Origin of the sequence: Kluyvera sp. (assembly GCF_047971185.1) — a bacterium.
Taxonomy (GTDB): domain Bacteria; phylum Pseudomonadota; class Gammaproteobacteria; order Enterobacterales; family Enterobacteriaceae; genus Kluyvera.
In genome coordinates, this window is the sequence record NZ_JBKDZH010000007.1 from 1 (window position 1) to 25553 (window position 25553).

At 57.2% G+C, this 25553-nt stretch carries 23 protein-coding genes and 1 rRNA gene; 4 read left to right on the forward strand and 20 right to left on the reverse strand.

What is annotated here, in order from left to right:
• The 5 genes from ACK5JN_RS01205 to pepQ form a co-directional block, all read right to left on the reverse strand.
• Positions 1 to 201, reverse strand: a 16S ribosomal RNA gene (locus tag ACK5JN_RS01205); the annotation flags it as partial.
• 386 nt (positions 202 to 587) lie between these two features.
• Entirely contained in the window at positions 588 to 1121 is a 534-nt protein-coding gene (gene hemG / locus ACK5JN_RS01210) for a menaquinone-dependent protoporphyrinogen IX dehydrogenase (protein WP_416868475.1), read from the reverse strand.
• Between the two features lie 12 nt (positions 1122 to 1133).
• The gene (trkH, locus tag ACK5JN_RS01215; RefSeq protein WP_416868476.1) at positions 1134 to 2585 is read right to left on the reverse strand and encodes a Trk system potassium transporter TrkH; all 1452 of its coding nucleotides are present in this window, start codon (positions 2583 to 2585) and stop codon (positions 1134 to 1136) included.
• A gap of 42 nt (positions 2586 to 2627) precedes the next feature.
• Positions 2628 to 3242 carry an IMPACT family protein gene (locus tag ACK5JN_RS01220; RefSeq protein WP_416868477.1) on the reverse strand — a complete coding sequence of 205 codons (615 nt, stop codon included), beginning with the start codon at positions 3240 to 3242 and terminating at the stop codon, positions 2628 to 2630.
• On the reverse strand, positions 3242 to 4573 hold the full coding sequence (gene pepQ, locus ACK5JN_RS01225; protein WP_416868478.1) for a Xaa-Pro dipeptidase: 1332 nt from the start codon (positions 4571 to 4573) through the stop codon (positions 3242 to 3244). Before pepQ ends, ACK5JN_RS01220 begins: the two co-directional genes overlap by 1 nt.
• A 191-nt stretch (positions 4574 to 4764) precedes the next feature.
• On the opposite strand from pepQ, the gene fadB reads away from it, so the two are divergent.
• Positions 4765 to 6954, forward strand: coding sequence for a fatty acid oxidation complex subunit alpha FadB (gene fadB, locus ACK5JN_RS01230; RefSeq protein ID WP_416868479.1), 2190 nt, complete (start codon positions 4765 to 4767; stop codon positions 6952 to 6954).
• A 9-nt stretch (positions 6955 to 6963) separates the two neighbouring features.
• Complete coding sequence (gene fadA / locus ACK5JN_RS01235) at positions 6964 to 8127, forward strand: acetyl-CoA C-acyltransferase FadA (RefSeq protein WP_416868480.1); 1164 nt, start codon at positions 6964 to 6966, stop codon at positions 8125 to 8127.
• 174 nt (positions 8128 to 8301) lie between these two features.
• On the opposite strand, the gene fre is transcribed toward fadA, so the two are convergent.
• Positions 8302 to 9003, reverse strand: coding sequence for an NAD(P)H-flavin reductase (gene fre / locus ACK5JN_RS01240; protein WP_064546498.1), 702 nt, complete (start codon positions 9001 to 9003; stop codon positions 8302 to 8304).
• 86 nt (positions 9004 to 9089) lie between these two features.
• On the reverse strand, positions 9090 to 10568 hold the full coding sequence (gene ubiD / locus ACK5JN_RS01245; RefSeq protein ID WP_416868481.1) for a 4-hydroxy-3-polyprenylbenzoate decarboxylase: 1479 nt from the start codon (positions 10566 to 10568) through the stop codon (positions 9090 to 9092).
• A gap of 162 nt (positions 10569 to 10730) precedes the next feature.
• On the opposite strand from ubiD, the gene rfaH reads away from it, so the two are divergent.
• Positions 10731 to 11219, forward strand: coding sequence for a transcription/translation regulatory transformer protein RfaH (gene rfaH / locus ACK5JN_RS01250; protein WP_416868482.1), 489 nt, complete (start codon positions 10731 to 10733; stop codon positions 11217 to 11219).
• Here the strand turns inward: rfaH and tatD are convergent, their stop codons facing one another.
• The 9 genes from tatD to udp form a co-directional block, all read right to left on the reverse strand.
• Positions 11220 to 12014 (reverse strand): 3'-5' ssDNA/RNA exonuclease TatD, encoded by a 795-nt coding sequence (gene tatD / locus ACK5JN_RS01255; RefSeq protein WP_416868483.1) that lies wholly within the window; start codon positions 12012 to 12014, stop codon positions 11220 to 11222.
• Positions 12015 to 12041: 27 nt separating this feature from the next.
• On the reverse strand, positions 12042 to 12806 hold the full coding sequence (gene tatC, locus ACK5JN_RS01260) for a Sec-independent protein translocase subunit TatC (RefSeq protein ID WP_416868484.1): 765 nt from the start codon (positions 12804 to 12806) through the stop codon (positions 12042 to 12044).
• A gap of 2 nt (positions 12807 to 12808) precedes the next feature.
• On the reverse strand, positions 12809 to 13333 hold the full coding sequence (gene tatB, locus ACK5JN_RS01265; RefSeq protein ID WP_416868485.1) for a Sec-independent protein translocase protein TatB: 525 nt from the start codon (positions 13331 to 13333) through the stop codon (positions 12809 to 12811).
• Positions 13334 to 13336: 3 nt separating this feature from the next.
• Entirely contained in the window at positions 13337 to 13591 is a 255-nt protein-coding gene (gene tatA, locus ACK5JN_RS01270) for a Sec-independent protein translocase subunit TatA (protein WP_416868486.1), read from the reverse strand.
• 76 nt (positions 13592 to 13667) lie between these two features.
• Positions 13668 to 15308, reverse strand: a complete 1641-nt coding sequence (ubiB, locus tag ACK5JN_RS01275; protein WP_416868487.1) for a ubiquinone biosynthesis regulatory protein kinase UbiB — start codon at positions 15306 to 15308, stop codon at positions 13668 to 13670.
• A complete protein-coding gene (gene ubiJ / locus ACK5JN_RS01280) occupies positions 15305 to 15910 on the reverse strand; it encodes a ubiquinone biosynthesis protein UbiJ (protein ID WP_416868488.1) in 606 nt (201 codons plus the stop codon). The genes ubiB and ubiJ overlap by 4 nt, the downstream gene beginning before the upstream one ends.
• A gap of 14 nt (positions 15911 to 15924) precedes the next feature.
• Positions 15925 to 16680: a bifunctional demethylmenaquinone methyltransferase/2-methoxy-6-polyprenyl-1,4-benzoquinol methylase UbiE gene (ubiE, locus tag ACK5JN_RS01285; protein ID WP_416868489.1), complete on the reverse strand. Its 756-nt coding sequence runs from the start codon at positions 16678 to 16680 to the stop codon at positions 15925 to 15927.
• A gap of 101 nt (positions 16681 to 16781) precedes the next feature.
• On the reverse strand, positions 16782 to 18191 hold the full coding sequence (gene rmuC, locus ACK5JN_RS01290; RefSeq protein WP_416868490.1) for a DNA recombination protein RmuC: 1410 nt from the start codon (positions 18189 to 18191) through the stop codon (positions 16782 to 16784).
• A gap of 140 nt (positions 18192 to 18331) precedes the next feature.
• The gene (gene udp / locus ACK5JN_RS01295; RefSeq protein ID WP_416868491.1) at positions 18332 to 19093 is read right to left on the reverse strand and encodes a uridine phosphorylase; all 762 of its coding nucleotides are present in this window, start codon (positions 19091 to 19093) and stop codon (positions 18332 to 18334) included.
• Positions 19094 to 19329: 236 nt separating this feature from the next.
• On the opposite strand from udp, the gene ACK5JN_RS01300 reads away from it, so the two are divergent.
• On the forward strand, positions 19330 to 20142 hold the full coding sequence (locus ACK5JN_RS01300) for a dienelactone hydrolase family protein (protein WP_416868492.1): 813 nt from the start codon (positions 19330 to 19332) through the stop codon (positions 20140 to 20142).
• 36 nt (positions 20143 to 20178) lie between these two features.
• Here the strand turns inward: ACK5JN_RS01300 and ACK5JN_RS01305 are convergent, their stop codons facing one another.
• The 4 genes from ACK5JN_RS01305 to ACK5JN_RS01320 are packed head-to-tail and all read right to left on the reverse strand — an operon-like array spanning position 20179 to position 25438.
• Complete coding sequence (locus ACK5JN_RS01305; protein ID WP_416868493.1) at positions 20179 to 21471, reverse strand: anaerobic sulfatase maturase; 1293 nt, start codon at positions 21469 to 21471, stop codon at positions 20179 to 20181.
• 26 nt (positions 21472 to 21497) lie between these two features.
• Positions 21498 to 22223: a GntR family transcriptional regulator gene (locus ACK5JN_RS01310; RefSeq protein WP_416868494.1), complete on the reverse strand. Its 726-nt coding sequence runs from the start codon at positions 22221 to 22223 to the stop codon at positions 21498 to 21500.
• Between the two features lie 43 nt (positions 22224 to 22266).
• Positions 22267 to 24012, reverse strand: coding sequence for a sulfatase (locus ACK5JN_RS01315; protein WP_416868495.1), 1746 nt, complete (start codon positions 24010 to 24012; stop codon positions 22267 to 22269).
• 16 nt (positions 24013 to 24028) lie between these two features.
• On the reverse strand, positions 24029 to 25438 hold the full coding sequence (locus ACK5JN_RS01320; RefSeq protein WP_416868496.1) for a PTS transporter subunit EIIC: 1410 nt from the start codon (positions 25436 to 25438) through the stop codon (positions 24029 to 24031).
• Between the last annotated feature and the right edge of the window lie 115 nt (positions 25439 to 25553).

Sequence of the window (25553 nt, forward strand, 5' to 3'; positions counted from 1 at the left end):
CCCCACTTTGGTCTTGCGACGTTATGCGGTATTAGCTACCGTTTCCAGTAGTTATCCCCCTCCATCGGGCAGTTTCCCAGACATTACTCACCCGTCCGCCACTCGTCACCAAAGAGCAAGCTCTCTGTGCTACCGTTCGACTTGCATGTGTTAGTCCTGCCGCCAGCGTTCAATCTGAGCCATGATCAAACTCTTCAATTTAAGTTTGATGATCGAGAATTAAACTTCGTAATGAATTACGTGTTCACTCAGAGACTTGGTATTCATTTTTCGTCTTGCGACGTTAAGAATCCGTATCTTCGAGTGCCCACACAGATTGTCTGATAAATTGTTAAAGAGCAGTGCAACGCGGCTTTCGCTCACCGTTGCGAGGTCCCGTATAATACGTTTTCCTCTTTCAGAGTCAAGCGTTTAATTTCGCTTTTCTCCGTCGAGATTCTCAAAAGAACCTCTCTGAACCGGCGGCTTGTTTGCCGTTGTCCGTCTCAGTGGGGCCGCATTATAGGGAGAAATTGAGAACCCGCAAGCATAAATATAAAAAAACTTTTCGTTCGCTCATTTTCCAGGCAATACGCCGTATTCGCGCCCTATTTGCGCGAAAGTTGCGCGATTTCTTTGGCGAAATCGGCCACCTGCCCCCAATCGGTATAAACCACTTCTTTACTGGTATCCGTTTCCCCGCCGGTCATCTTCATAATGAGACGAATCATAAAGCGATCAAACCAGCCGTAGCGTGGATAACGCAGTGCGCCGGCGAAGACCGCGCAGGCATCCGGCTGCCACGGTGAACGCAGCAGAAACTTACGCGTATAGCTGTTGGTCTGTGGAGAACGCTTCTCCGGCTTGCGTGCCACCAGGTTGACCGAAAAGAACGCGCTCGGGATGGCCTGCAGCGCCGCCGTATGTTTTTTCACGAAGCGGTCAAGCGCGGGATGGAAATGCCCATAGCGGATAGACGCGCCAACGATCACGCGATCGTACTGGGTCCAGTCCACGTCATCGGTGCGATTCAAATCCACCATCGCCGTCTCAACGTCCAGCTCGCTGAGCTGCGAACAAAGGTAGGCGGCAATTTCACGCGTCTGCCCATCACGGGTAGAAAAGAGCATTAATGTTTTCAACGCTGACTCCTGTTATTCGCGCCAGAATGTTGGGGTAAACAGCACCAGCAGCGTAAAGACTTCCAGACGACCGAACAGCATGTTCGCGATCAGGATCCACTTCGCCACCGGGTTCATGCTGGCGAAGTTATCCGCCACCACGCCCAGCCCTGGCCCCAGGTTATTGAGCGTCGCCACCACGGAAGCAAACGCCGAGAAGTCGTCCACGCCGGTGGCGATGATCGCCAGCATGCTAATAATGAAGACCAGCGCGTAGGCAGAGAAGAATCCCCATACGGCCTCAAGAATACGTTCCGGCAGCGCACGGTTGCCGAGCTTAATGCTGTAAACCGCATTAGGGTGGACGAGGCGCTTCAGTTCGCGGTTCCCCTGCTTAAACAACAGCAGAATACGAATCACCTTCAGGCCACCGCCGGTTGAACCGGCACAGCCGCCGATGAAGGCGGAGCATAAAAGAAGCACCGGCAGGAACAGCGGCCAGCGCGCAATACTGTCGGTCGTAAAGCCGGCGGTGGTCGCCATCGACACCACCTGGAAGAAGGCCTGATTCAGCGTCGTCACCGCCGAGGCGTAGATATCATGGAACCACAGCACCAGCGTACAGATCACCACCAGCGTCAGCTGCACGCCGATAAACATGCGGAACTCGGGATCGCGCCAGTACACCTTCAGGCTTCGTCCGCTTAATAAAGAAAAGTGCAGACCGTAGTTACAGCCAGAGATCAACAGAAAGATAGCAATAATGGTGTTAATCGTCGGGCTATCAAAGAAGCCCACGCTGGCATCATGCGTAGAGAAGCCGCCGATAGCGATAGTCGCAAAACTGTGGCCAATGGCGTCAAAGGCTGGCATCCCGGCAAACCACAGCGCCAGCGCGCAGGCCACCGTCAGCAGGACATAGATAAGCCATAGGGTTTTCGCCGTTTCGGCAATACGCGGGCGCATCTTGTTGTCTTTCAGCGGCCCGGGCATTTCTGCTCGATAGAGCTGCATGCCACCGACGCCGAGGATAGGCAGAATCGCCACCGCCAGCACGATGATCCCCATACCGCCAAACCATTGCAGCATTTGCCGATAGAAGAGTATTGCGTGAGGTAATGAATCCAGCCCCACCAGCGTGGTGGCCCCGGTGGTGGTTAAGCCCGAGAACGATTCAAAGAATGCGTCGGTCACCGTCAGATTTGGCTGCTCGGAGAAGATAAACGGCAGCGCACCCACGCTGCCCAGCACCGTCCAGAACAGGACGACAATCAGGAACCCTTCACGGGATTTTAGCTCGCGTTTTTCACGCCGGTTCGGCCACCACAGCAGGGAACCAATCGCCAGTGCGACAAAAAAGGTTTGGGTAAATGCGCGCCCGGCGCCATCGCGGTAAATCAAAGCCACTAATCCCGGCAGGATCATTGTCCCCGAGAATAAGATGACCAGAAGTCCAACAATTCGAGTAATGGCACGAAACTGCATGTCCGGCGCGTCCTTTGATAATCAATAAAGTCAGGAGGGGGATTATTCGTCAATCGCTAACAAATGCAATGAACCACGGCTAAAATCCGCCAGCTTTGCGGAAAAATCAGCCACTTTTGCCTGCGGAAGCGCCACCCGAAGCTGTACCGAGGCCTGATAGTCGCTGTCGACAATCTGCCCCGCATATTGCCCCACCAGCGCCTCGACGCCCGCCAGCTGTCCGTATTCACATAACAGAGTATATTCGGTTAGCGGCGTCTTGATCTCTGTCGCCAGCAGATTCAGCGCCTGCTGTACCCCGCCGCCGTAGGCTTTTACCAACCCACCGGTGCCCAATAAGATACCGCCGTAGTAGCGAACCACTACGGCGGTAATTTCACCGATGCCGCTGCCCATCAACTGAGCCAGCATCGGCTTACCGGCCGTGCCCGCCGGTTCACCGTCATCAGAGAAACCCAGCTGCTGCGAGTCGTCCGGCCTGCCCGCGACCCACGCCACGCAGTGGTGGCGGGCATCCGGGTGTTCAGCGCGAACCGACTCGACGAACGCTTTGGCCGCCTCCACCCCGTCGGTATGGGCCAACAGGGTGATAAAACGGCTTTTCTTGATCTCTTCAACGAAGGTGACCGCCTCCGCCGGTATTCGCCAGCTTTCCATTACGCCAGTTTCAGGTCGCGCGTCATATTTTCGATGTTGTTCTCGTGGATCACCACGTTATCTTCAATACGAATACCGCCAAACGGCTTCAGCGCATCAATTTTCTGCCAGTTGAAGTGCTTGCTGAACTGGCCTTCGCGCCACGGCGCAAGCAGCGACTCAATGAAGTAGATACCCGGTTCGATGGTCAACACCATGCGCGGCTCCAGCACGCGCGTGCAGCGCAGGTACGGGTATTTAGACGGCGCCGCCAGGTGCGTACCGTTATCGTCCTGCATAAAGCCGGCGACATCATGCACCTGCAGCCCCAGCGGGTGACCAATACCGTGCGGCATAAACGGCCCGGTCAGGTCATTTTCGACCATTGCCTCTTCGCTCATGTCGGTGACGATCTGGTGCTTACGCAGCAGTTTGGCAATGCGCTGATGGAACTGGATGTGGTAATCCACATAGCTGGTTCCCGCCTTCATGGTGGCAATCAGCGCCAGCTGCTCGGCGTTCACGTCTTTCACCAGCTGCGCATAGTCGTTATCGCTGTTGGCAGACCAGGTGCGGGTCAGGTCAGCGGCATAGCCGTTGTATTCCGCGCCCGCGTCCAGCAGGAAGCTGCGCATTTCCGACGGCGCGCGGTGATCCAGCTTAGTGTAGTGCAGCACGGCCGCGTGTTCGTTCAGCGCCACGATGTTGCCGTACGGTACGTCGGTATCGCGGTGGCCGGTCGCCGTCAGGTATGCCAGGTTGATGTCGAACTCGCTCATGCCGGAACGGAACGCTTCTTCCGCCGCGCGGTGGCCATTGACCGCCATCTTCTGCGCTTCGCGCATGCACGCCAGCTCGTAATCGGTTTTATATGAGCGATAGTAGTGCAGGTAATCAATCACCCCTTTCGGGTTGATGTTGTTCGCCGCGATGCCAAGGCCCAGCGCACGCTCCGGAACCGGACCAATATAGCCGATATTGCCGCGCGCAGCAGGCAGCAGGCTGCCGATGCCGTCCGCTTTCGGCAACGCGATAACCTCAACATCTTCTGTCCAGAACGAGGTCGGCAGCGGTTCGACGTTATGCCAGTAGTCTACCGGCAGGTAGAACCACAGCTTGGGTTTGTTAACGCCGTCCACCAGCAGCCAGCAGTTAGGTACCTGAGTCACCGGCACCCACGCTTTAAACTGCGGGTTGACCTTAAACGGGTACGCATGGTCATCCAGAAAAACATTCATCAGCTCGCCAGAGTGGATAAGCAGCGCATCAAGCTTAAAGCGCTCGAGAGCGTCACGCGCCCGCTCTTGTAAGGTAACAATATGATTTTTATAAAGTGCGGCCAGTGATTCCATTATTTACCCTTCTGAATTTATTGCCCTTTAGTCCCCGCATAGTAGCACACCTCATTGATCCTGCGTGATTTCCCCCGGACGTGATCCGACCAGCAAATATTTAAAGTCTTATTTGCATTTATTTAACACAAAATACACACTCGAGTTTATCTGGTATGACCAGATCACTTTGCTGGATTCAGGAGACTGACATGCTCTACAAAGGCGACACCCTGTACCTCAACTGGCTGGAAGATGGCATTGCCGAACTGGTGTTCGATGCCCCCGGCTCAGTTAACAAGTTAGATACCGCAACCGTAGCCAGCCTCGGCCAGGCGCTCGACGTCCTCGAAAAACAAAAAGAGCTGAAGGGGCTGCTGCTGCGCTCTGAAAAGGCGGCCTTTATTGTCGGCGCGGATATCACCGAATTCCTCTCGCTGTTTCTGGTGCCAGAAGAACAGTTCAGCCAGTGGCTGCATTTCGCCAATAGCGTGTTTAACCGTCTGGAAGACCTGCCGGTGCCGACGGTTTCCGCCGTTAACGGCTACGCGCTGGGCGGCGGCTGTGAATGCGTACTGGCGACCGATTATCGTCTGGCCACGCCGGACCTGCGCATCGGCCTGCCGGAAACTAAGCTGGGCATTATGCCGGGCTTTGGCGGCTCCGTGCGTCTGCCGCGCCTGCTGGGCGCCGACAGCGCGCTGGAAATCATCGCCGCCGGTAAAGACGTCGGCGCGGAACAGGCGCTTAAAATCGGCCTGGTCGACGGCGTGGTGAAGCAGGAGAAGCTGTTCGACGGCGCGCTGGCGGTTCTGCGTCAGGCGATTAACGGCGACCTCGACTGGAAAGCCAAACGTCAGCCGAAGCTCGAACCGCTCAAACTCAGCAAGATTGAGGCCACCATGAGCTTCACCATTGCCAAAGGCATGGTGATGCAGACCGCGGGCAAACACTATCCCGCGCCGATCACGGCGGTGAAAACTATCGAAGCGGCCGCCCGCTTTGGCCGCGAAGAAGCGCTGAATCTGGAAAACAAAAGTTTTGTTCCACTGGCCCATTCTAATGAAGCCCGTGCGCTGGTCGGTATTTTCCTCAACGACCAATACGTAAAAGGTCAGGCAAAGAAACTGACCAAAAACACCGAACCGCCGAAACATGCCGCCGTGCTTGGCGCGGGCATCATGGGTGGCGGGATCGCTTACCAGTCCGCCTGGAAGGGCGTACCGGTGATCATGAAGGATATCAGTGAAAAATCGCTGACTCTCGGAATGACGGAAGCCAGCAAGCTGCTCAACAAACAGCTGGAGCGCGGCAAAATCGACGGTCTGAAGCTGGCCGGAGTGATCTCCACCATTCAGCCGACGCTGGATTACGCCGGTTTTGATCGCGTTGACGTGGTTGTTGAAGCCGTCGTGGAAAACCCGAAGGTCAAGAAAGCGGTGCTGGCGGAAACCGAGCAGAAGGTGCGCCCGGATACCGTGCTAGCTTCTAACACCTCGACCATTCCCATCGGTGAGCTGGCCGATGCGCTGGAACGCCCGGAAAACTTCTGCGGCATGCACTTCTTTAACCCGGTCCACCGTATGCCGCTGGTTGAGATCATCCGTGGCCAGAAAACCTCAGAAAGCACCATTGCCAAAGTCGTCGCCTGGGCGAGCAAGATGGGCAAAACGCCGATCGTGGTCAACGACTGCCCCGGTTTCTTCGTCAACCGCGTGCTGTTCCCGTACTTTGCTGGCTTCAGCCAGCTGCTGCGCGACGGCGCGGACTTCCGCAAGGTTGATAAAGTGATGGAGAAACAGTTCGGTTGGCCGATGGGTCCGGCTTATCTGCTCGACGTGGTGGGTATTGATACCGCCCACCATGCACAGGCAGTCATGGCAGCCGGTTTCCCGCAGCGTATGCAGAAAGATTACCGCGACGCTATCGACGCGCTGTTTGAAGCAAGCCGCTACGGCCAGAAAAATGGTCTGGGCTTCTGGCGCTATAAAGAAGACAGCAAAGGCAAGCCGAAGAAAGAAGAAGATGCTGCAGTGGACGGCCTGCTGGCCGACGTTAGCCAGCCGAAGCGCGACTTCAGCGACGACGAGATTATTGCTCGTATGATGATCCCGATGGTCAATGAAGTGGTGCGTTGCCTGGAAGAAGGCATCATCGCCAGCCCGGCGGAAGCCGATATGGCGCTGGTCTACGGCCTGGGCTTCCCTCCGTTCCACGGTGGCGCGTTCCGCTGGCTGGATACGCTTGGCAGCGCGAAGTATCTCGATATGGCTCAGCAGTATCAGCACCTTGGCCCGCTGTACGAAGTACCGGCCGGTCTGCGAGACAAGGCGCGCCATAACGAAGCGTATTATCCCCCGGTTGAGCCAGCCCGCCCGGTTGGCGAGCTGAAAACGGCTTAAGGAGTCACGATGGAACAGGTTGTTATTGTTGATGCAATTCGTACCCCGATGGGCCGCTCAAAAGGGGGCGCGTTCCGCAACGTGCGCGCCGAGGATCTCTCCGCGCACCTGATGCGTAGCCTGCTGGCGCGTAACCCGGCGCTGGAAGCCGCGGCTCTCGACGACATTTACTGGGGCTGCGTGCAGCAAACGCTGGAACAAGGCTTCAATATCGCCCGTAACGCGTCGCTGCTGGCGGAAATCCCGCATTCGGTACCGGCCGTGACCGTTAACCGTCTGTGTGGTTCCTCGATGCAGGCGCTGCACGACGCGGCGCGCATGATCATAACCGGCGACGCGCAGGTCTGCATGGTCGGCGGCGTAGAGCACATGGGCCACGTGCCGATGAGCCACGGCGTCGATTTCCACCCGGGGATGAGCCGCAACGTGGCGAAAGCCGCGGGCATGATGGGCCTGACGGCGGAGATGCTTTCCCGTATGCACGGCATCAGCCGTGAAATGCAGGATGCCTTCGCCGCCCGCTCCCACGCGCGCGCCTGGGCCGCGACCCAGTCCGGCGCCTTTAAGAATGAAATCATTCCAACCGGCGGCCACGACGCGGACGGCGTATTGAAACAGTTTAACTACGACGAAGTCATCCGTCCGGAAACCACCGTTGAAGCGTTATCCACCCTGCGCCCGGCGTTCGATCCGGTGACCGGTACAGTGACCGCAGGTACGTCTTCCGCACTCTCCGACGGCGCGTCCGCCATGCTGGTAATGAGCGAGAGCCGTGCCCGCGAGCTGGGGTTAACCCCGCGCGCGCGCATCCGCTCAATGGCGGTGGTCGGCTGCGATCCGTCGATCATGGGCTACGGTCCGGTTCCAGCCTCGAAGCTGGCGTTGAAAAAAGCGGGTCTGAGCACAAGTGATATCGATCTGTTTGAGATGAACGAAGCGTTTGCCGCGCAGATCCTGCCGTGTATTAAGGATCTGGGGCTGATGGAGCAGATCGACGAGAAGATCAACCTCAACGGCGGCGCAATCGCCCTGGGTCACCCGTTAGGCTGCTCCGGTACGCGTATCACCACCACCCTGCTTAACCTGATGGAACGCAAAGACGCTCAGTTTGGTCTGGCGACGATGTGTATCGGTTTAGGTCAGGGGATCGCGACGGTTATCGAGCGGGTATAAAAAACGCGCCCCGGAGATCGGGGCGCGCAGTATATCGCTATTGTAGGCCGGGCAAGCGCAGCGCCCCCGGCAAATAATGCCGGATGGCGACGCAAAACGTCTTATCCGGCCTACAACACAACGCAGTTTAGTTGCCGTTCTTCCCGCCTGTCAGGGGCGGGTTTTTTATATCTATCAGATAAACGCAAACGCGTCGCCAAACAGGCGGTCTTCACGCGCCTGGCGTTCATTGCAGAACAGGTCACGCGCGATTTTTGCCATTTCGAAACGGCCCGCAATATAAATATCGTGCTCCGCCAGCGTGCCGTAATCCTGCAGCACCGCCGTCAGCACGGTACCAGAACGCCCGCGCCATTCCTCTTCCGGCTGCTCCACGACCGGCACCACCCGCAGGTTCGGGTGATTCACCGACAGCGCTTCCAGCTCGGAAAGGTCGTAGAGATGCTTCTCTTCACGGCCACCCCAGTAGATCGCCACGTCGCGATTCGGGTTACGCGCCAGCGCGGTCAGCAGGATGGAGCGCACGTAGGAGAAGCCCGTACCGCCGGCAATCAGCACCAGCGGGCGATCGTCTTCATCACGTAACCAGGCCTCGCCGTGCGGGATATCCACCACCACTTCACGGTCTTTCAGGATGCGGTCCATCACGGCCATGGCATACAGGTTCAGCTCGGAAGCCCCGATGTGCAGCTCGATAAACGCCTTTTCATCCGGCGTTGACGCCATGGAGAACGGGCGCTTATCGCGCTCGTCCATCACCACCATCAGATACTGCCCGGCACGGAATGAGAAGGCAGCTTCAGGTACTAAACGAACGCGATATACCGTATCGGTAATGGCATCCACCGAGGTCACTTTACAGCTTAAGGTTGTCATGCGCTCCCTCTGTCGGGTCTTTTTCCCCATCCTCATTCACGCGGTCGGCGCGAAGGCCACAGCGTGAAATCTTCCGGGGTGGGTTATCATTTATTGTCAGAAAATATGGCCAGCTCGTCCCAGATCTCATCAATACGCGCCGTAACGGCGGGATCTTTCTTAATCGGACGGCCCCATTCGCGCTGGGTTTCCCCAGGCCATTTGTTGGTGGCGTCCAGCCCCATTTTCGACCCCAGGCCGGAAACCGGCGAGGCGAAATCCAGATAATCGATCGGCGTGTTCTCTACCAGCACCGTATCCCGCGCGGGATCCATGCGGGTGGTGATCGCCCATATCACATCGTTCCAGTCGCGTGCGTTGACGTCATCATCGCAGACAATCACGAATTTTGTGTACATAAACTGGCGTAAAAACGACCATACTCCCATCATTACGCGTTTTGCGTGCCCCGCATACTGTTTTTTCATCGTCACGACGGCAAGGCGGTATGAGCACCCTTCCGGCGGCAGATAGAAATCGACAATTTCCGGGAACTGCTTTTGCAGGATAGGCACAAACACTTCGTTCAGCGCCACGCCCAGCACCGCCGGTTCATCCGGCGGACGCCCGGTGTAGGTCGAGTGGTAAATCGCGTCTTCACGTTGAGTAATGTGGGTGACGGTAAACACCGGGAAGCTGTCCACTTCGTTGTAGTAACCGGTGTGATCGCCATACGGGCCTTCCGGCGCCATCTCGCCCGGCTCAATGTAGCCTTCGAGGACAATCTCGGCGCTGGCGGGCACTTCCAGATCGTTTGAAAGGCACTTCACCACTTCCGTTTTCGTCCCGCGCAGCAGCCCGGCGAAGGCATACTCAGAGAGCGTGTCCGGCACCGGCGTCACCGCGCCCAGAATGGTCGCCGGGTCAGCGCCCAGCGCGACCGACACCGGGAAACGTTCGCCCGGATGCGCAGCACACCACTCCTGGAAATCCAGCGCGCCGCCGCGGTGCGACAGCCAGCGCATAATCAGTTTGTTTTTGCCAATCACCTGCTGGCGATAGATGCCCAGGTTTTGTCGCTCTTTATGCGGGCCACGGGTCACCGTCAGGCCCCAGGTAATCAGCGGTGCCGCGTCTTCCGGCCAGCAGGTCATCACCGGAATGCGCGAGAGATCGACATCGTCACCGGAGATAATTTTTTGCTGGCAGGGCGCGCCGCGCAGGCGTTTGGTCGGCATGTTCAGCACCTGCTTGAACTGCGGCAGTTTGTCGAACAGATCGCGGAAGCCTTTTGGCGGCTCCGGCTCCTTCAGGAAGGCTAAGAGTTTACCCACTTCACGCAGCGCGCTGACATCCTCCTGCCCCATCCCCATTGCCACGCGCTTGGGCGTGCCGAACAGGTTGCACAGCACCGGCATGTCATAGCCTTTCGGATTTTCAAACAGCAGCGCTGGCCCACCGGCACGCAGGGTGCGATCGGCAATTTCGGTAATTTCCAGATGGGGATCAACCGGGAGGCTAATACGTTTTAGTTCACCCTGCTGTTCGAGTATGGTCAGAAAGTCGCGTAGGTCATGGTATTTCATGGGGTAATTCTTGGCCTCCTGGTAAGCGCCCTAGTATACGGCGAATGGTCCTGTGATGCTGTATTTTTGTTAAATTAGGGTGAATTAAAGCTGTAATAATCAACATCGCGATCTGGCTGCACTTTTGTTATGCTTCCGCGTTAAAGAGTGGAAAGAGTCATTATGCAAGCCTGGTATTTACTGTACTGCAAACGCGGGCAACTTCAGCGTGCCCAGGAACATCTTGAGAAACAGGCGGTAAACTGCCTGACGCCGATGATCACCCTGGAAAAGATGGTACGCGGTAAGCGCACGTCCGTCAGTGAGCCGCTGTTCCCGAACTATCTGTTCGTGGAGTTTGACCCTGAGGTCATCCACACCACCACCATCAACGCCACCCGCGGCGTCAGCCATTTTGTCCGTTTTGGGATGAGCCCGGCAACCGTACCGTCGTCGGTCATCCATCAGCTGTCTATTTATCAGCCGGATGATATCACCGACCCGGAAACGCCGTACCCCGGCGATAGCGTGGTGATCACCGAAGGCGCGTTCGAGGGGCTGAAGGCCATCTTTGCCGAGCCTGACGGCGAAGCGCGCTCTATGCTGCTGCTTAACCTGCTGAACAAGCAAATTAAGCAGAGCGTCAAAAACACCGATTTCCGTAAAGCCTGACTAAAAGTCGATCTTAAACAGCCGTTTGGCATTACTGTCCGTAACGGCTTCCAGCCACTGCGCGTCTTCACCGCGCCATTCGGCCACCCGCGACAGAATGTGCCGGACGTAGGCCGGTTCATTTCGACGCGATGCCGGTTTCGGCATCATATCGCGCGGCAGCAAATACGGTGCGTCGGTCTCCAGCAGCAGACGGTCCGCTGGGATCGTCGGCAGCAGCTCACGCAACTCCAGCCCGCGACGCTCGTCGCAAACCCAGCCGGTAATGCCCATCATCAGTCCCCGGTCCAGGCACTGCTGCGCTTCTTCACGGGTGCCGGTAAAGCAGTGCAGCACCGCGCCCGGTAGATGGTCAAGCCACGGCTCCAGCAGCGCGAGAAAGCGTTCATGGGCATCACGACAGTGCAGAAATACCGGCATCCCCAGCTCGGCGGCCATCGCCAGCTGAGCGCTAAAGGCAATTTCCTGCTCGGCTGGCGTCGAGAAATTGCGGTTAAAGTCGAGACCGCATTCGCCCACCGCCACCACTTCCGGCTTGTTCAACAGCGTATAGATAGCGTCGGCCACCTCGGACGACCAGCTGCTGCTGTCGTGCGGATGCACGCCTGCCGTTGACCAGCAGCCTTCAAAGCGCTCGGCCAGCCGCTGCGCCTCTTCGCTCTCATGGCGGTTGGTTCCGGTCAACAGCATGCCGTGTACGCCAGCGGCGCGGGCGCGGGATACCACCTCATCACGGTCGCGAGCGAACTGTGAGCTGGTCAGGTTAACACCGATATCAAACATCCTTGCCCCCATATGACAACCGCCCTTACGGGCGGTTGGTTATTCTTCAGTTTGTTCCGCTTCCGCGTCTTCATCACGCGAGAGTCGCTTACCCGCGTAGAAGCGGGAGAAGAAGACCCCCACCTCAAACAGGCAGTACATCGGGATAGCCAGCAGCGTCTGTGAGAACACGTCCGGAGGCGTCAGCAGCATACCGACCACAAACGCGCCGACCAGCACGTACGGGCGCTTCTTACGCAGATCGTCCGGCGTCGTCACCCCCACCCAGCAGAGCAGGACAATCGCGACCGGCACCTCAAACGACACGCCGAAGGCAATAAACAGCGACATGACGAAATCGAGGTAGCTCTTAATATCCGTTGAGACCAACACCCCAGCCGGCGCGGTATGCGTCAGGAAACCAAAGGCCAACGGGAACACCACAAAGTACGCAAACGCCATGCCGATATAAAACAGCAGGGTGCTGGACACCAGCAGCGGCACCACCAGACGACGTTCATGCTTATACAGCGCGGGGGCAACAAACGCCCACACCTGGTACAGAATGACCGGCGCGGAGAGGATCAGCGAAACCATAAAGGTCAGCTTGATCGGCGTGAAAAACGGTGACGCGACGTCGGTGGCGATCATCGTCGCACCGACCGGCATTTGTTTAATCAGCGGCGCGGAGACCAGCTGATAGATATCGTTGGCGAAGTAAACCAACGCCAGGAAAATGACGATAACCGCGATGATGCAGTTGAGCAGGCGCTTGCGCAGCTCAATCAAATGAGCGATCAGCGGTTGAGTATCTTCTACGCTCATGTTTACGATTTATCACTCGATGCGGGGGTGGATTCAGGAACAGCGGCCGCAGAGGCTTTCTCTTTCTCTGCTGGTTTCACCACCTCGGCTTCCGGCGTTTCGGCAGGCTTAGCCACCGGCGCTTCGGCGGGCGTCGCCTGGGGTTCAGCCGCCTGCGGCGGCTCAACGTCTTTGTCCTTCGCCACCGGATTATGGATGGTATTGGCCTCGTCGCTCGCCTTTTCAGGATCATGCATCGAGTAGGACCGTTTCATCGACTCTGCCGCTTCACGCAGTTCGTCCATGGAAGCCTTTAGCTCAGGCGTCAGGGTATCCAGACTCGCTTTCTCCACTTTTTTCAGGCTGTCCTGAAGCTCCTGGAGTTTAAGCTCCTGCGTCAGCTCGTTTTGCACTGTAGTGGCCAGCGAGCGCAGCGCCCGAATCCAGCCCACCACCGTTTTCACCGCCACCGGCAAACGTTTTGGCCCCAGAACAACAAGACCAATCACGAACACCAGCAGCAGCTCACTGAAACCAATATCAAACACGAATTACACCTGCTCGTTGTCGTGGCGTTTCGCTTCGTCTTTCTTTGCACTTTCCTGCTTATCAGAAATTGATTTTGCAGTGAAATCCGCATCCTGGTCCGCTTTCGGTTTGGTGTCGTCTTCATCGCTCATGGCTTTCTTAAAGCCTTTGATGGACGAGCCTAAATCGGAACCCAGCGAGCTCAGCTTTTTAGTCCCAAAAAGCAGAACCACGATAACGACGATAATCAGCAACTGCCAAATACTAATACCACCCATACATGTTCCTCTGATAGATGATGAAATAATCAACGCGCATTATACGTTATGCAGCGCCCTGTTAGCGACGCATAATTCAGCGCGTCTTCCGCCACCCCGCGAGCCATACCACCAACCCTCCGGCCATAAGCCACGCGGGCGCCAGCCCCCATTCAGGGCGCTGAATCAGTAATAGGGTACCGCTCAGGAGTAAAACCGCGCCTATACCAAAGAGATAGCGCGACTGCCCCTGACGGGTACGGTGTGTGGACATCTCCTGAGAAAGCTTCTCAAGACTGGCCTGAACCTGTTTGCTCTGACGCAGGCTGTCGTACACCAGCTCAGGCAATTCCGGCATTTTTTCAATCCAGAACGGCGCTTTATCCTTCAGCGCACGGAACAGCGCCGGAATACCGACCTGATCCTTAATCCACGATTCGAGGAACGGTTTTGCCGTCTTCCATAAATCTAACTGAGGATAGAGCTGACGTCCTACCCCTTCTACGTAAAGTAATGTTTTTTGCAGTAACACAAGTTGTGGCTGCACTTCCATATTGAAGCGTCGGGCGGTGTTAAACAGGTTCAGCAGCACGTGACCGAAGGAGATTTCCGCCAGCGGCTTTTCAAAAATAGGCTCGCAGACGGTACGAATCGCAAACTCAAACTCTTCAACGTTGGTATCCGGCGGCACCCAGCCGGAATCAACGTGCAGCTCGGCCACCTTGCGGTAGTCGCGGTTGAAGAAGGCGATAAAGTTCTCCGCCAGATAGCGCTTGTCGTCTTTATTCAGCGAACCGACGATACCGCAGTCGATACCGATATACTGCGGATCTTCCGGGTGCTCGTAGCTCACAAAAATGTTACCCGGGTGCATGTCCGCATGGAAGAAGCTATCGCGGAATACCTGGGTAAAGAACACCTGCACGCCGCGCTCGGCCAGCAGTTTCATGTTGGTATTCTGCTTCTCGAGCGTTTCGACATCCGAGACCGGAATGCCGTAAATGCGCTCCATCACCAGCATGTCGACGCGGCAGTAGTCGGAGTAAACCTCCGGCACGTACAGCATCGGGCTGTCTTCAAAGTTACGCCGCAGCTGAATGGCGTTTGCCGCTTCGCGCAGCAGGTTCAGCTCGTCGATCAGCGTTTTTTCATAGTCGCGCACCACTTCTAGCGGGCGCAGACGGCGGCCGTCAGGCAACAGGCGGGGAACCCAGCGCGCCAGGCGGTAAATCAGCTTCATATCCGCTTTGATAATCGGCAGGATATCCGGGCGAATCACCTTGATGACCACCTCTTTGCCGTTCTCTTTCAGCCGCGCGGTGTGCACCTGGGCAATAGACGCGGAGGCCAGCGGTTCGATGTCAAAATCGTCAAACCAGCTCTCGACGGGAATATCACCCATTGATTTTTCGATCTGCTGCTTCGCCAGCCTGCCGTCAAACGGCGCGACGCGATCCTGCAGCATGATGAGCTGATCGGCAATCTGCGGGGGGAAAAGGTCGCGGCGGGTAGACAGCATCTGCCCGAATTTAATCCATACCGGGCCAAGCTCCTGTAGCGCCAGGCGCAGACGCTCGCCCAGCGGCTTATCCTTGTGGCGGTTCGGCATCCAGAACAGCAGCCGACGCCCCATGCGCAGCGGCAGCGTGATGCGCATTTTGGGAATGAGCTCATCAAGCCCGTAACTCAAAAAGGTGCGGATGATAAAGTACAGGCGCCGTAATTCTCCTGGCGTCATTTCCCCTCCAGTTTTTCCAACCGTTTGGTCAGCGCCGCAAGCTCGCGCTCCACCGCCGTCGTCTCTTCCGCAAACCAGGCCACTTCCAGCGCGCCCGGCGCCAGACGCCATTCTTCCGTCACGGCTTCAGCGACATAGCGCTGCTGGCGCGCCAGGCCGTGCTGTAAGAATTTAGCCCCGCCGCGCAGCAGTTTGCTGACACCTTCGGCGGCAATATCGCCGGTATACGGCGCCAGCAGCTCAGCCGGATCGAACTCGGCGAGATCGGCCAGCGATACCAGGTTTTGCACCACCTGGAGATCGCCCTGTACTTCAAGGTCGTTATTGCGGATGAGTGCGGTCAGCTGCTGGCGGTTGCGCAGCTGCGGCAGCACGCTGAGGCGGGTGATGACGGTGCAGTCAGCCTCGCCTTCCCACGCGCCCAGCACGTCAACCTGTCGTTCGCTGAAAACCAGCACCAGCGGTGAGGAAAACTCTTTTAGCTCAACGCGTAGCACTTTTCCGATAAGGCGCTGACGGGCAGGTTTCAACGCTTTTTCGCGCCACAGCAGCGCGTTAATGGCGGTTTCAATACTGCCGGTCATTAAGGGTTTTAACGGCATAGCGCCCCCGTTTATCAGAATTTGTAGCCGCGGTGCAGCGCAACGATCCCGGCCGTCAGGTTGTAGTAGTCGACGTTTTCTAGCCCGGCGTTCTGCATCATCTCTTTCAGGGTGTCCTGATTCGGATGCATACGAATCGACTCCGCCAGATAGCGATAGCTGTCGGCGTCATTGGCCACCGCTTCGCCAATACGCGGCAGGATGTGGAACGAGTAGGCATCGTAGGCCTTGCTCAGCGGGTCGAACACCGGCTTAGAGAACTCAAGCACCAGCAGACGCCCGCCCGGCTTCAGCACGCGGTACATAGAGCGCAGCGCTTTATCTTTGTCGGTGACGTTACGCAGGCCGAAAGAGATGGTGATCAGGTCAAAGGTGTTGTCCGGGAATGGCAGCGCTTCCGCGTTGGCCTGCACGTATTCCACGTTGCCCACCACGCCGATATTGCGCAGCTTTTCACGCCCCATTTTCAGCATGGAGTCGTTAATGTCCGCCAGCACTACGCGGCCGGTTTCGCCGACCATGCGCGAGAATTTCGCCGTCAGGTCGCCGGTGCCGCCCGCCAGATCGAGGACCGTCTGTCCACGGCGCACGCCGCTGCAATCAATGGTAAAACGCTTCCATAGACGATGAATCCCGAATGACATCAAATCATTCATCACATCGTATTTTGCGGCGACAGAATGGAATACATGCGCCACCATGTCTTCTTTCTGTGATTTGGCGATTGTCTGAAAGCCAAAGTGCGTCGTTTCTTGTGAATCCTCAACCATCTCTATGCCTGCTTATCAAGAAAATGTTCATGGAGTGTAACAGATTGGGCGCAATTGCCCTACGATTCCACCCCGTTACGAAATCCATTCCGACGCCCGGATTAGCGGCGATCTGCGGCTAACGGATTGTCATCATTCGCGTCTGTGTCGTCGCGCAGACGAAAATCATCGTCCTGCGCCGTCGCCTGTTCCACTAAATCCGGATTAATCTCGCGCTTCACCTCCACGCCAAGATGGCGGAAGGCTTCGGCCTGCGTCAGCAGGTTACCGCGCCCGGTAGTAAGCTTTTTCATCGCCTGACGGTAGTTATCCTGCGCTTTGTCGAGGCTCTGGCCGATGGCCGACATGTCATCCACGAACAGGCGCATTTTGTCATATAAGCGGCTGGCGCGTTCAGCAATATGTTGCGCATTACGGCTTTGATGCTCATAGCGCCACAGGTTGGCGATGGTGCGCAGCGCCACCAGCAGCGTGGTGGGGCTCACCAGCATAATGTTGTTTTTCAGCGCTTCGCTGATCAGCTCAGGCTGCCTGTCCAGCGCCAGCAGGAACGCCGGCTCCACGGGGATAAACATCAGCACGTAGTCCAGCGAGCGCAGGCCCGGCAGCTGCTGGTAGTCTTTGCGCCCCAGCAGGCGAATATGGTTACGCACCGCCGCAATGTGCTCCTGCAACGCCGCTTCACGGGTGTAATCATCTTCCGCGTTAAAGTAGCGCTCGTAGGCTACCAGCGTCATTTTGGCATCGACCACCACATCTTTACGATGCGGCAGGCGGACGATCACATCGGGCTGCATGCGCGAATTGCCCTCGGTATTGATGCTCACCTGGGTTTCGTATTCGTGCCCTTCCCGCAGCCCGGAGGCCTCCAGTACGCGGGTCAGCACCACTTCGCCCCAGTTGCCCTGGGTTTTGTTATCGCCCTTCAGCGCCCGGGTCAGGTTGACCGCCTCCTGCGCCATCTGAGCATTCAGCTGCTGGAGGTTACGAATTTCATGCGCCAGGGTATGCCGCTCGCGCGCCTCCTGCCCAAAGCTCTCCTGCACCTGGCGGCGAAAGCCGTCGAGCTGCTCGCGCAGGGGCGTAAGCAGGCCATGCAGGCTCTGCCGATTCTGCTCATCAACCCGGCGGTTGCTCTGTTCAAAGATACGGTTAGCGAGGTTTTCAAACTGTTCGCTCAGGCGCTGCTCGCTGTTGAGCATCATGCGATATTTTTCATCGCCGTGCTGGCGGGTGGTTTCCAGCAGCGTGGTGACTTCGCGGAGATCGACCTCCAGCGACGAGTTGATCTCCCGCAGGTTGCGCAGCTCGTTATTGAGCAGCTCGCACTCTTCACGCCAGTGGGCATTCTGGGCCAGCTGCTGTTTCGCCGCGCTCAGCTCACCGTACACGTCGCGCTCTTCCGCCAGCTGCTCGGCGCGCTGCTGCGCCACGCGGTAGCTCGCCGCCAGCCAGCCAATCGCAATGCCAGCCAGCGCCACCAGCGCATAAATCACCACGGCAATATCCACAATGCCCCCTGCCTAAACCGGTTATCTGCAAAAAATAGAATTGTGCTGTATAAACGTCCAGTTTTAAAGCAGTTTCCTGCGAGCGTCTACGCAAAAAGAAAAAGGCCGAACAAGTCGGCCTTTAGCAAAGTGAGGGGAAATTACAGCAGGCGGCGCGCCGCTTCCACCACGATTTTCACCGCGTGGCTTTCGGTCTGCTTCATGGTTTCTGCGTTTGGAATTTCCTGCTGGGTACGGTTAACGATAACGCCCGCGACCATCCCGGCGCGCAGACCCTGGCTGGAACACATGGTCAGCAGCGTTGCCGATTCCATTTCGTAGTTCATCACGCCCATGGACTGCCACTCTTCCATCGAGCCTTTGAAGGCTTTCACGACGCGGCCAGAGAAGGTGTCGTAACGCTCCTGGCCCGGATAGAAGGTGTCGGAAGAGGCGGTCACGCCCACGTGGGTGGTCGCGCCAATCGCTTTCGCTGCTTCAACCAGCGCGGTCGTACAGGCGAAGTCAGCAACGGCCGGGTATTCCATCGGCGCAAAGTGCAGGCTCGCACCGTCCAGACGGACCGAAGCGGTCGTCACCAGCACGTCGCCGACGTTAATGTTCGGCTGAATCGCCCCGGTGGTGCCCACGCGCAGGAAGGTACGAATCCCCAGCTGCGCCAGCTCTTCCACGGCGATAGAAGTAGATGGGCCACCGATACCGGTTGAGCACACGATCACCGGCTTGCCGTCGAGTTCGGCACGCCAGGAGGTAAATTCACGGTGAGATGCCAGTTTGACCGGCTTTTCCATCAGCGCGGCGATCTTTTCCACACGCTCCGGGTCACCAGGGACGATAGCCAGCGTGGCCCCTTGAAGGTCGTTTTTGGTGAGACCGAGATGAAAAACATCAGACTTGGACATAAAGAACTCCTCTGTGGTTCAGTTTTGTCAGAAGAAGCAAAAATGTACTTTATAGAAGACCACAACTCTTTTTCGTGATTACCATCACTAAGAATTAAAAATATTACATTAAATTCCACGCAATTAGTGATTCACATCACATTAACAAGTTATTGTTAATTCCTGCTGCACAAAAATACGCCGCGTTGAGGCACTGTAATTCGGCTATGCGTTCATTAAAGGGTACGGAGAATGCCATGACAACCAACAAACAACCTGGATTTGCCCCTGCAGCTTCACCTCATGCCTCTACCGCCGTTCATACGCCCGCAGAGGCGATAACGGTGGGAGAAACCTCCATTCCTTCACAGGGCGATATGCTGCCCGCGTACTACGCACGACCTAAGCACAGCGATACGCCGCTACCGGTAATCATCGTAGTGCAGGAGATTTTTGGCGTCCACGAGCACATCCGTGATATCTGCCGACGGCTGGCGCTGGAGGGCTATCTGGCCGTCGCGCCGGAGCTTTATTTCCGCCAGGGCGACCCGAACGATTATGACGACATTCCGTCATTATTCAGCGGTCTGGTGACCAAAGTACCCGACGCGCAGGTGCTGGCCGACCTCGACCATGTCGCCAGCTGGGCCGCTCGCAACGGCGGCGATGCCAACCGGCTGGCGATTACCGGCTTCTGCTGGGGCGGCCGCATTGCGTGGCTGTACGCCGCGCATAATCCGCAGCTGAAGGCCGCCGTCGCCTGGTATGGCCGTCTGGTGGGGGATAAAACGCTGAACAGCCCGAAACACCCGGTAGACGTGGCGGTCGATCTCAGCGCGCCGGTACTCGGCCTGTACGGCGGTGAAGATACCGGCATCCCGCTTGATACCGTGGAAACGATGCGCCATGCGCTGCGGGCGGCGAATGCCAAAGCGGAAATCGTGGTGTATCCCGATGCGGGACACGCGTTTAACGCGGATTACCGCCCCAGCTATCATGAAGAGTCGGCAAAAGACGGCTGGCAGCGGATGCTGGCGTGGTTTGCGCAGTACGCAGAGAAGAAACGCTAAGCCGAATAGCGCCGCCTGAAGGGCGGCGTTATTATTTCAGGCGCCGCAGCACTTCTTATATTTTTTGCCGCTGCCGCAGGGACAAGGGCCGTTGCGGGAGTGGTTAACGGGCTTCTTCCGTTCTTCTTCCGCCAGCCACGACATCATCGCCGTTAACGGGTAGCCCTGTTCCAGCAGCTGCTGCCAGACGTTCATATACGGCGTTACGTGCTGGAAAAAGTGTTTATAGCCCGCACACAGATAGTTGTGCCCCGGATAGCCGGATGGCGATACGGCAAAGCGGTGCTTCGGACAGCCGCCGTGGCAGGCAAAACGGAATTCACAGCGGCGACAGTCGGCGGTCAGGCTCTCTTTTTTGGCCTGTCCAAAGGCGATAGCCTGCTCGCTATTGTTAAGGGTCGTGATGCTGGTCTGGTGAATATTGCCCAGCTTGTGTTCCGGGTAGACGTAGTGGTCGCAGTTGTAGAGATCGCCGTTCGACTCCAGCGCAAAAGCGTGGCCGCAGGTTTCGGAATGGACGCACAGCACCGGCGGCTGGCCGGTCCAGGCCGCCAGCGCGACGTCAAACATCTGCACATACACGTCGGCGACGTCGCGACGCACCCACACGTCGAAAATCTGGCTCAGGAAGTCGCCAAACTGCCAGGACGGCACCGTCCACGGCGCCAGTTTTGCCGCGCTCTCCCCCGGCATCACCAGCTGCAACAGCGAAGATTCATCGCTGCTGAAGCGCTCGACCAGCGGGATAAACTGCATGTAACGCGAGCCCGCCGCCAGCAGGAAATCATACACTTCGCGGGCGTGCCCCACGTTGTGCTTGCCGACGACGGTCAGCGTATTGAACTCGACGCGGTGCGCCTTCAGCAGCGCAATCGCCGCCATCACTTTCTCATGCGTGCCTTTACCGGCGCGGTTGACGCGATACTGGTTATGCAGATGGGCGGGGCCGTCAATCGAGACGCCAATCAGAAAGCGGTGCTCGGCAAAAAAGCGCGCCCACTCTTCGTCAATCAGGATGCCGTTGGTCTGTAGGGCATGGTCGATTTTCTTGCCCTGGGCGTATTTGGCGCATAATTCAACGACGCGGCGGAAAAAAGGCAGCCCCATCATCGTTGGCTCGCCGCCCTGCCAGGCAAAGGTCACTGTATCCCCGGCCTGCGCCGCGATATGCTGGCGAATATACGTTTCCAGCGTCTCATCCGACATGCGCCAGTTTTTATTACGCTCGGGATAGAGCGCCTCTTTTTCCAGATAAAAGCAGTAGGAACAGTCGATATTGCATACCGAACCGGTCGGTTTTGCCATCACGTGACAGCCGGCTAATGCCATTTAAATGACTCCTTCGAACAACAGGCTCAGCGGCTGTTCTCAACAATGTACTGATAGCAGCTGGCGAGATGTTTGGCGATGCTGAACTCAACCAGCTCGCCGCGATCGTTATAGCCCTTACGCGTTTTCACCAGCAGCGGTTCGGCGGGCGAAATAGCCAAAATCTGGCAATCTTCTTCCGTCGGCAGCTCGGCGGTAATCACATCCTGGAAGCTGTCGATGTTTTCGTCCTTCTCTTCCAGCATGCTGTACAGGCCGCCGCTCAGCGCATCGAGTGTCAGCGGCTGCAAGCGCTGCGTCAGCCAGATGTAGTTCACCTGCGCGGGCTGCTCATTCTGGCGATAGATAGTGCGCGTCAGCAGCGTGAGCGGGCACGACTCATCTACGCCAAACGCCTCGGACACGGTCTGCGGCGGCGACAGTTGTTCAAGCTTGAGGTTGTTACGTTCAATGGGGTGCTGCTGCTGCCCATCCACCAGCCGTACGCGAGTTTTCACTTCCTGCTTCTCGGAAGTGCTGATCACCATCGTGCCGATCCCCGCCTGGCGCTTTACCAGCCCTTTCGCGGCCAGTTCCGCCAGCGCGCGACGCGCGGTGATGCGGCTGACGCCGAAGATCTCTTCAAACTCCGCTTCGGTAGGCAGTACGTCATTTTTCTTGTATTGGCCGGTTTTCAGCTTCTCCAGCAGGATATCGTACAGCTGCGCATACAGCGGTTTGGCGCCGCGCGAATAATCCAGTTCTTCTTTCATTAACTCCAGACTCCTTTTCCCCGGCCGCAGCCGGGGGGACTGCTTAATCAAGTCGCATTTCTAACGCCATCTTATAGTACACGCTTTGATGCTGCTCTTCGGGAACCTCATTCTGTACGAATGCCCACAAATTTTCTGTCGTCCAGTCCGCGCGGCTGACGGACAGTAACCGCGCCGCCAGCGCGTTCTGCCCGCTGCCTTCCAGATGCTGCAAGAGCGCAAAAAGTCCGTAGCGCACCTGCGGCGCAAAGCCCGCCAGTTCCGGCAGCAGGTGCGGATCCAGGCCCAGCAGCGGCGCATGGACGTCGTTCAGGCCATAGCGCGGATAGAGCTCGGCGGGCGCGTCGCTTTGCGCCATCATCACCGTCATGCGCTCGCACAGCTTCCGCGCCACGCTTTCATCATGACACTGCGTTTGCTGCGTCGGGTCGTCGGCCAGATCGTACAGACGATGGCCGAAACGGTCGGCATCGCGCGTCATCACCGACTCGGCGGGCACCTTCAGCAGCTGGCAGCCTTTCGTAAAGCTAAACGGCGGATGCAGCGTCATGCCCTGCAGCTCCTGCGGCGTGAAGCGGCGATTAATCCGGGTCGGCATCAGCGTGTATTCATACAGGCCTTCAACGCCCTGCTCGACCGGCGCGCGCATGTAAACATAGCAGCCATCGGTAATGTTGATATGGCAGCCGTGATAGCCAAACAGCGCGTAGTCACGCACCGGGGTATCATCACGCAGCACCGGCAGCAGCGAAACGCCCTGCATATCCGCAGGCTTATCGAGACCAAAGCTGTCGAGCAAGGTCGCCGGGATATCAATGGTCTGCGCCAGCGCCTGCCGTGATTCGCCCGCGCAGCCGTACTGCGGGTGCCAGATAAAGCAGGGGGTATTCGCCACTTCGTTATACAGCGGCATAATATTTTTGCCCCACCATTCGTGCTCGCCGAGTAGAAAACCGTGATCGGTATTGACGATAAGCATCGTGTCGCGCCACAGATTGTAGCGATCCATATAGTCGAGCACCTTGCCCACATAGGCATCCACCATGGTTAGCAGCGCCATGTAGTACTTTTGAATCACGCTCTTGCGTTCGGTGCTTTCGGTCACGAAATAGTAAGGCGGCCAGCCGTCAAACTGCGACGGGTCGTCGATGCCGTACATTTTCAGGTACTTTTCCGGCACGAAAAACGGTTCATGCGGATCAAAGCACTCCAACTGCAGGAACCAGTTATCGCTGGCGTGGTTGGTATCAATAAATTCCAGACCTTTGTTGATGGTCCGCGCCAGGTGGTGATCGTCCTCATTCTGCATAAACTGCACGTTGATCTGGTGCTGCACCCGGCTGGCGATCCGCCGCTGTTTGATCTCTTCCGGTTCGCCGGATTCATAGCGGTATTCCGGCTTATCGACCACCCCTTTCCACGCGTCGCCTTCCTGCCCACGGATAAACTCATAGGTGCTGTAACGCGAATGGTAGGTGGCGCCACCGTCGCGCCAGTAATGTTTGTGGTCGGTCACCAGATGCGTATGAATGCCGTTTTTCTTGAGGATTTCTGGTACGGAGTCATCGAACGGTTCCAGCGGCGACCAGCCGCGATGGAGAAAGTTATAGCGCCCGGTATGCAGCTCGCGGCGGGCCGGCATGCAGGGCATGCTGCCGACATAAAAATTATCGAACCGTACGCTGCGCTCTTTTAAGCGCTGGAAATTCGGCGTAATGGCGCGATCGCTCCCGTAAGCTGACAACAGACGTTTGTTGAGCGAATCAAACATCAACATAATTGCTTTCATGTGCTATTCCTTTTGTTCACGCCATTTCTTTATCGTAACCACGGACCTTGCCGACCACATACGTCAGCGTAAAGGCCGCCGCACAGCCCACCAGCCATGCCATGATGTATTGCAGATATTTGCCGTCGGCAATCAGCGGTAGTGCGGAAAGCCCCGCCGCGCCGACACCGTTGGTGGAGACCCCCAGCAGCACCACCATCACGCCGCCAAACCCCGCGCCGATCGAGCCGGTGATAAAGGCAAAGCCCACCGGGATATTGACGCCGAAAATCGTCGGCTCGCCCACCGCCAGAATGGAGGTAGGAATCGCGCCGCGGGCGATTTTTTTCATCACCGGGTCGCGGGTCAGCAGCAGAACCGCAGTCGCTGCCCCTACCATGCCGGCGTTAGACATAATCTGGATGGCGAACAGCGGCGCGTGGCCGGTGGCGTTGATCATCTCAAGGTGAATGGGGAACAGGCCGTGGTGCAGGCCCAGTGAAATCAGGAACGGGAACAGCGCCGACAGCACAAAGCCCGCCGCAATACCGCCGTGCTCCAGCAGGCCGTTGAGGGCATGCAGAATGCCGTCGGAAACCACGCCCGCCGCGGGCATGATGATAAACAGCTGCGCGGCGGCCATCACCAGCAGCACCACCGTTGGCGTCACCACCACGTCGACGATATCCGGCACGAACCGGCGTACCTGTTTTTCCAGCAGGCACATCAGCCAGACCGCGAAAATCACGCCAATCAGCCCGCCCTGGCCTGGGATCAGCCCCAGCGTCGTCACCTGCGGCATAATGGTAATCGCACCGAGCAAACCGCCCAGAATCAGATTGCCTTCAAATTCACGCGCCGAGGTGATGCCCGCATAAATTGCCAGAAAGCCAAACAGCGCTTTCGAGACGATATCCAGGAACTGGCTAACGCCGAGCAGATGCCGCTGGTCGAGCACCACCTGGGTGGGAGAAAGGTCGCCGACGGCGCTAACCGCATGGCTTGCTGCCCAGGAAGCCGCCGAGTTCACCACCACGTTGTTCAGCCCCATCAGGATACCGGCGGCGATCAGCGCGGGCAGAATAGGGACAAAGATGTTTGCAATGTGTTTGAGAATAACTTTGGTACGCGTCTGCTTTTTGGCTTTTTCACGCGCCAGCGTCGCCTTTTGCTCCACGTCGCTTAACGTGCTAGCGGGCGCGCCTTTCAGCCGTTCGTTGATAATCGTCGCCACCTTCGATGATTTGCCCGGCCCGACAATCACCTGCAGCGTGTCATCTTCCACCACGCCCAGTACGCCTTCGATACCTTTGAGCGCGGGCATATCGACCAACGACGGGTCGGCGATCGTCATCCGCACGCGGGTCATACAGTTGGTCACATGAATAAAATTTGCCAGCCCGCCACAATGCTTAACGATGGCGTCACCCACCATGTTGTAGTTCATACAGAGGTCCTTTTTTTTGTTTTCATCTCCATTTGTTATAACAATATAATGTTATCATGTTTGTGATAATCATCATAAAGATCGTTTTTCAACCAGCCGGGCGCGAGCGCATAAA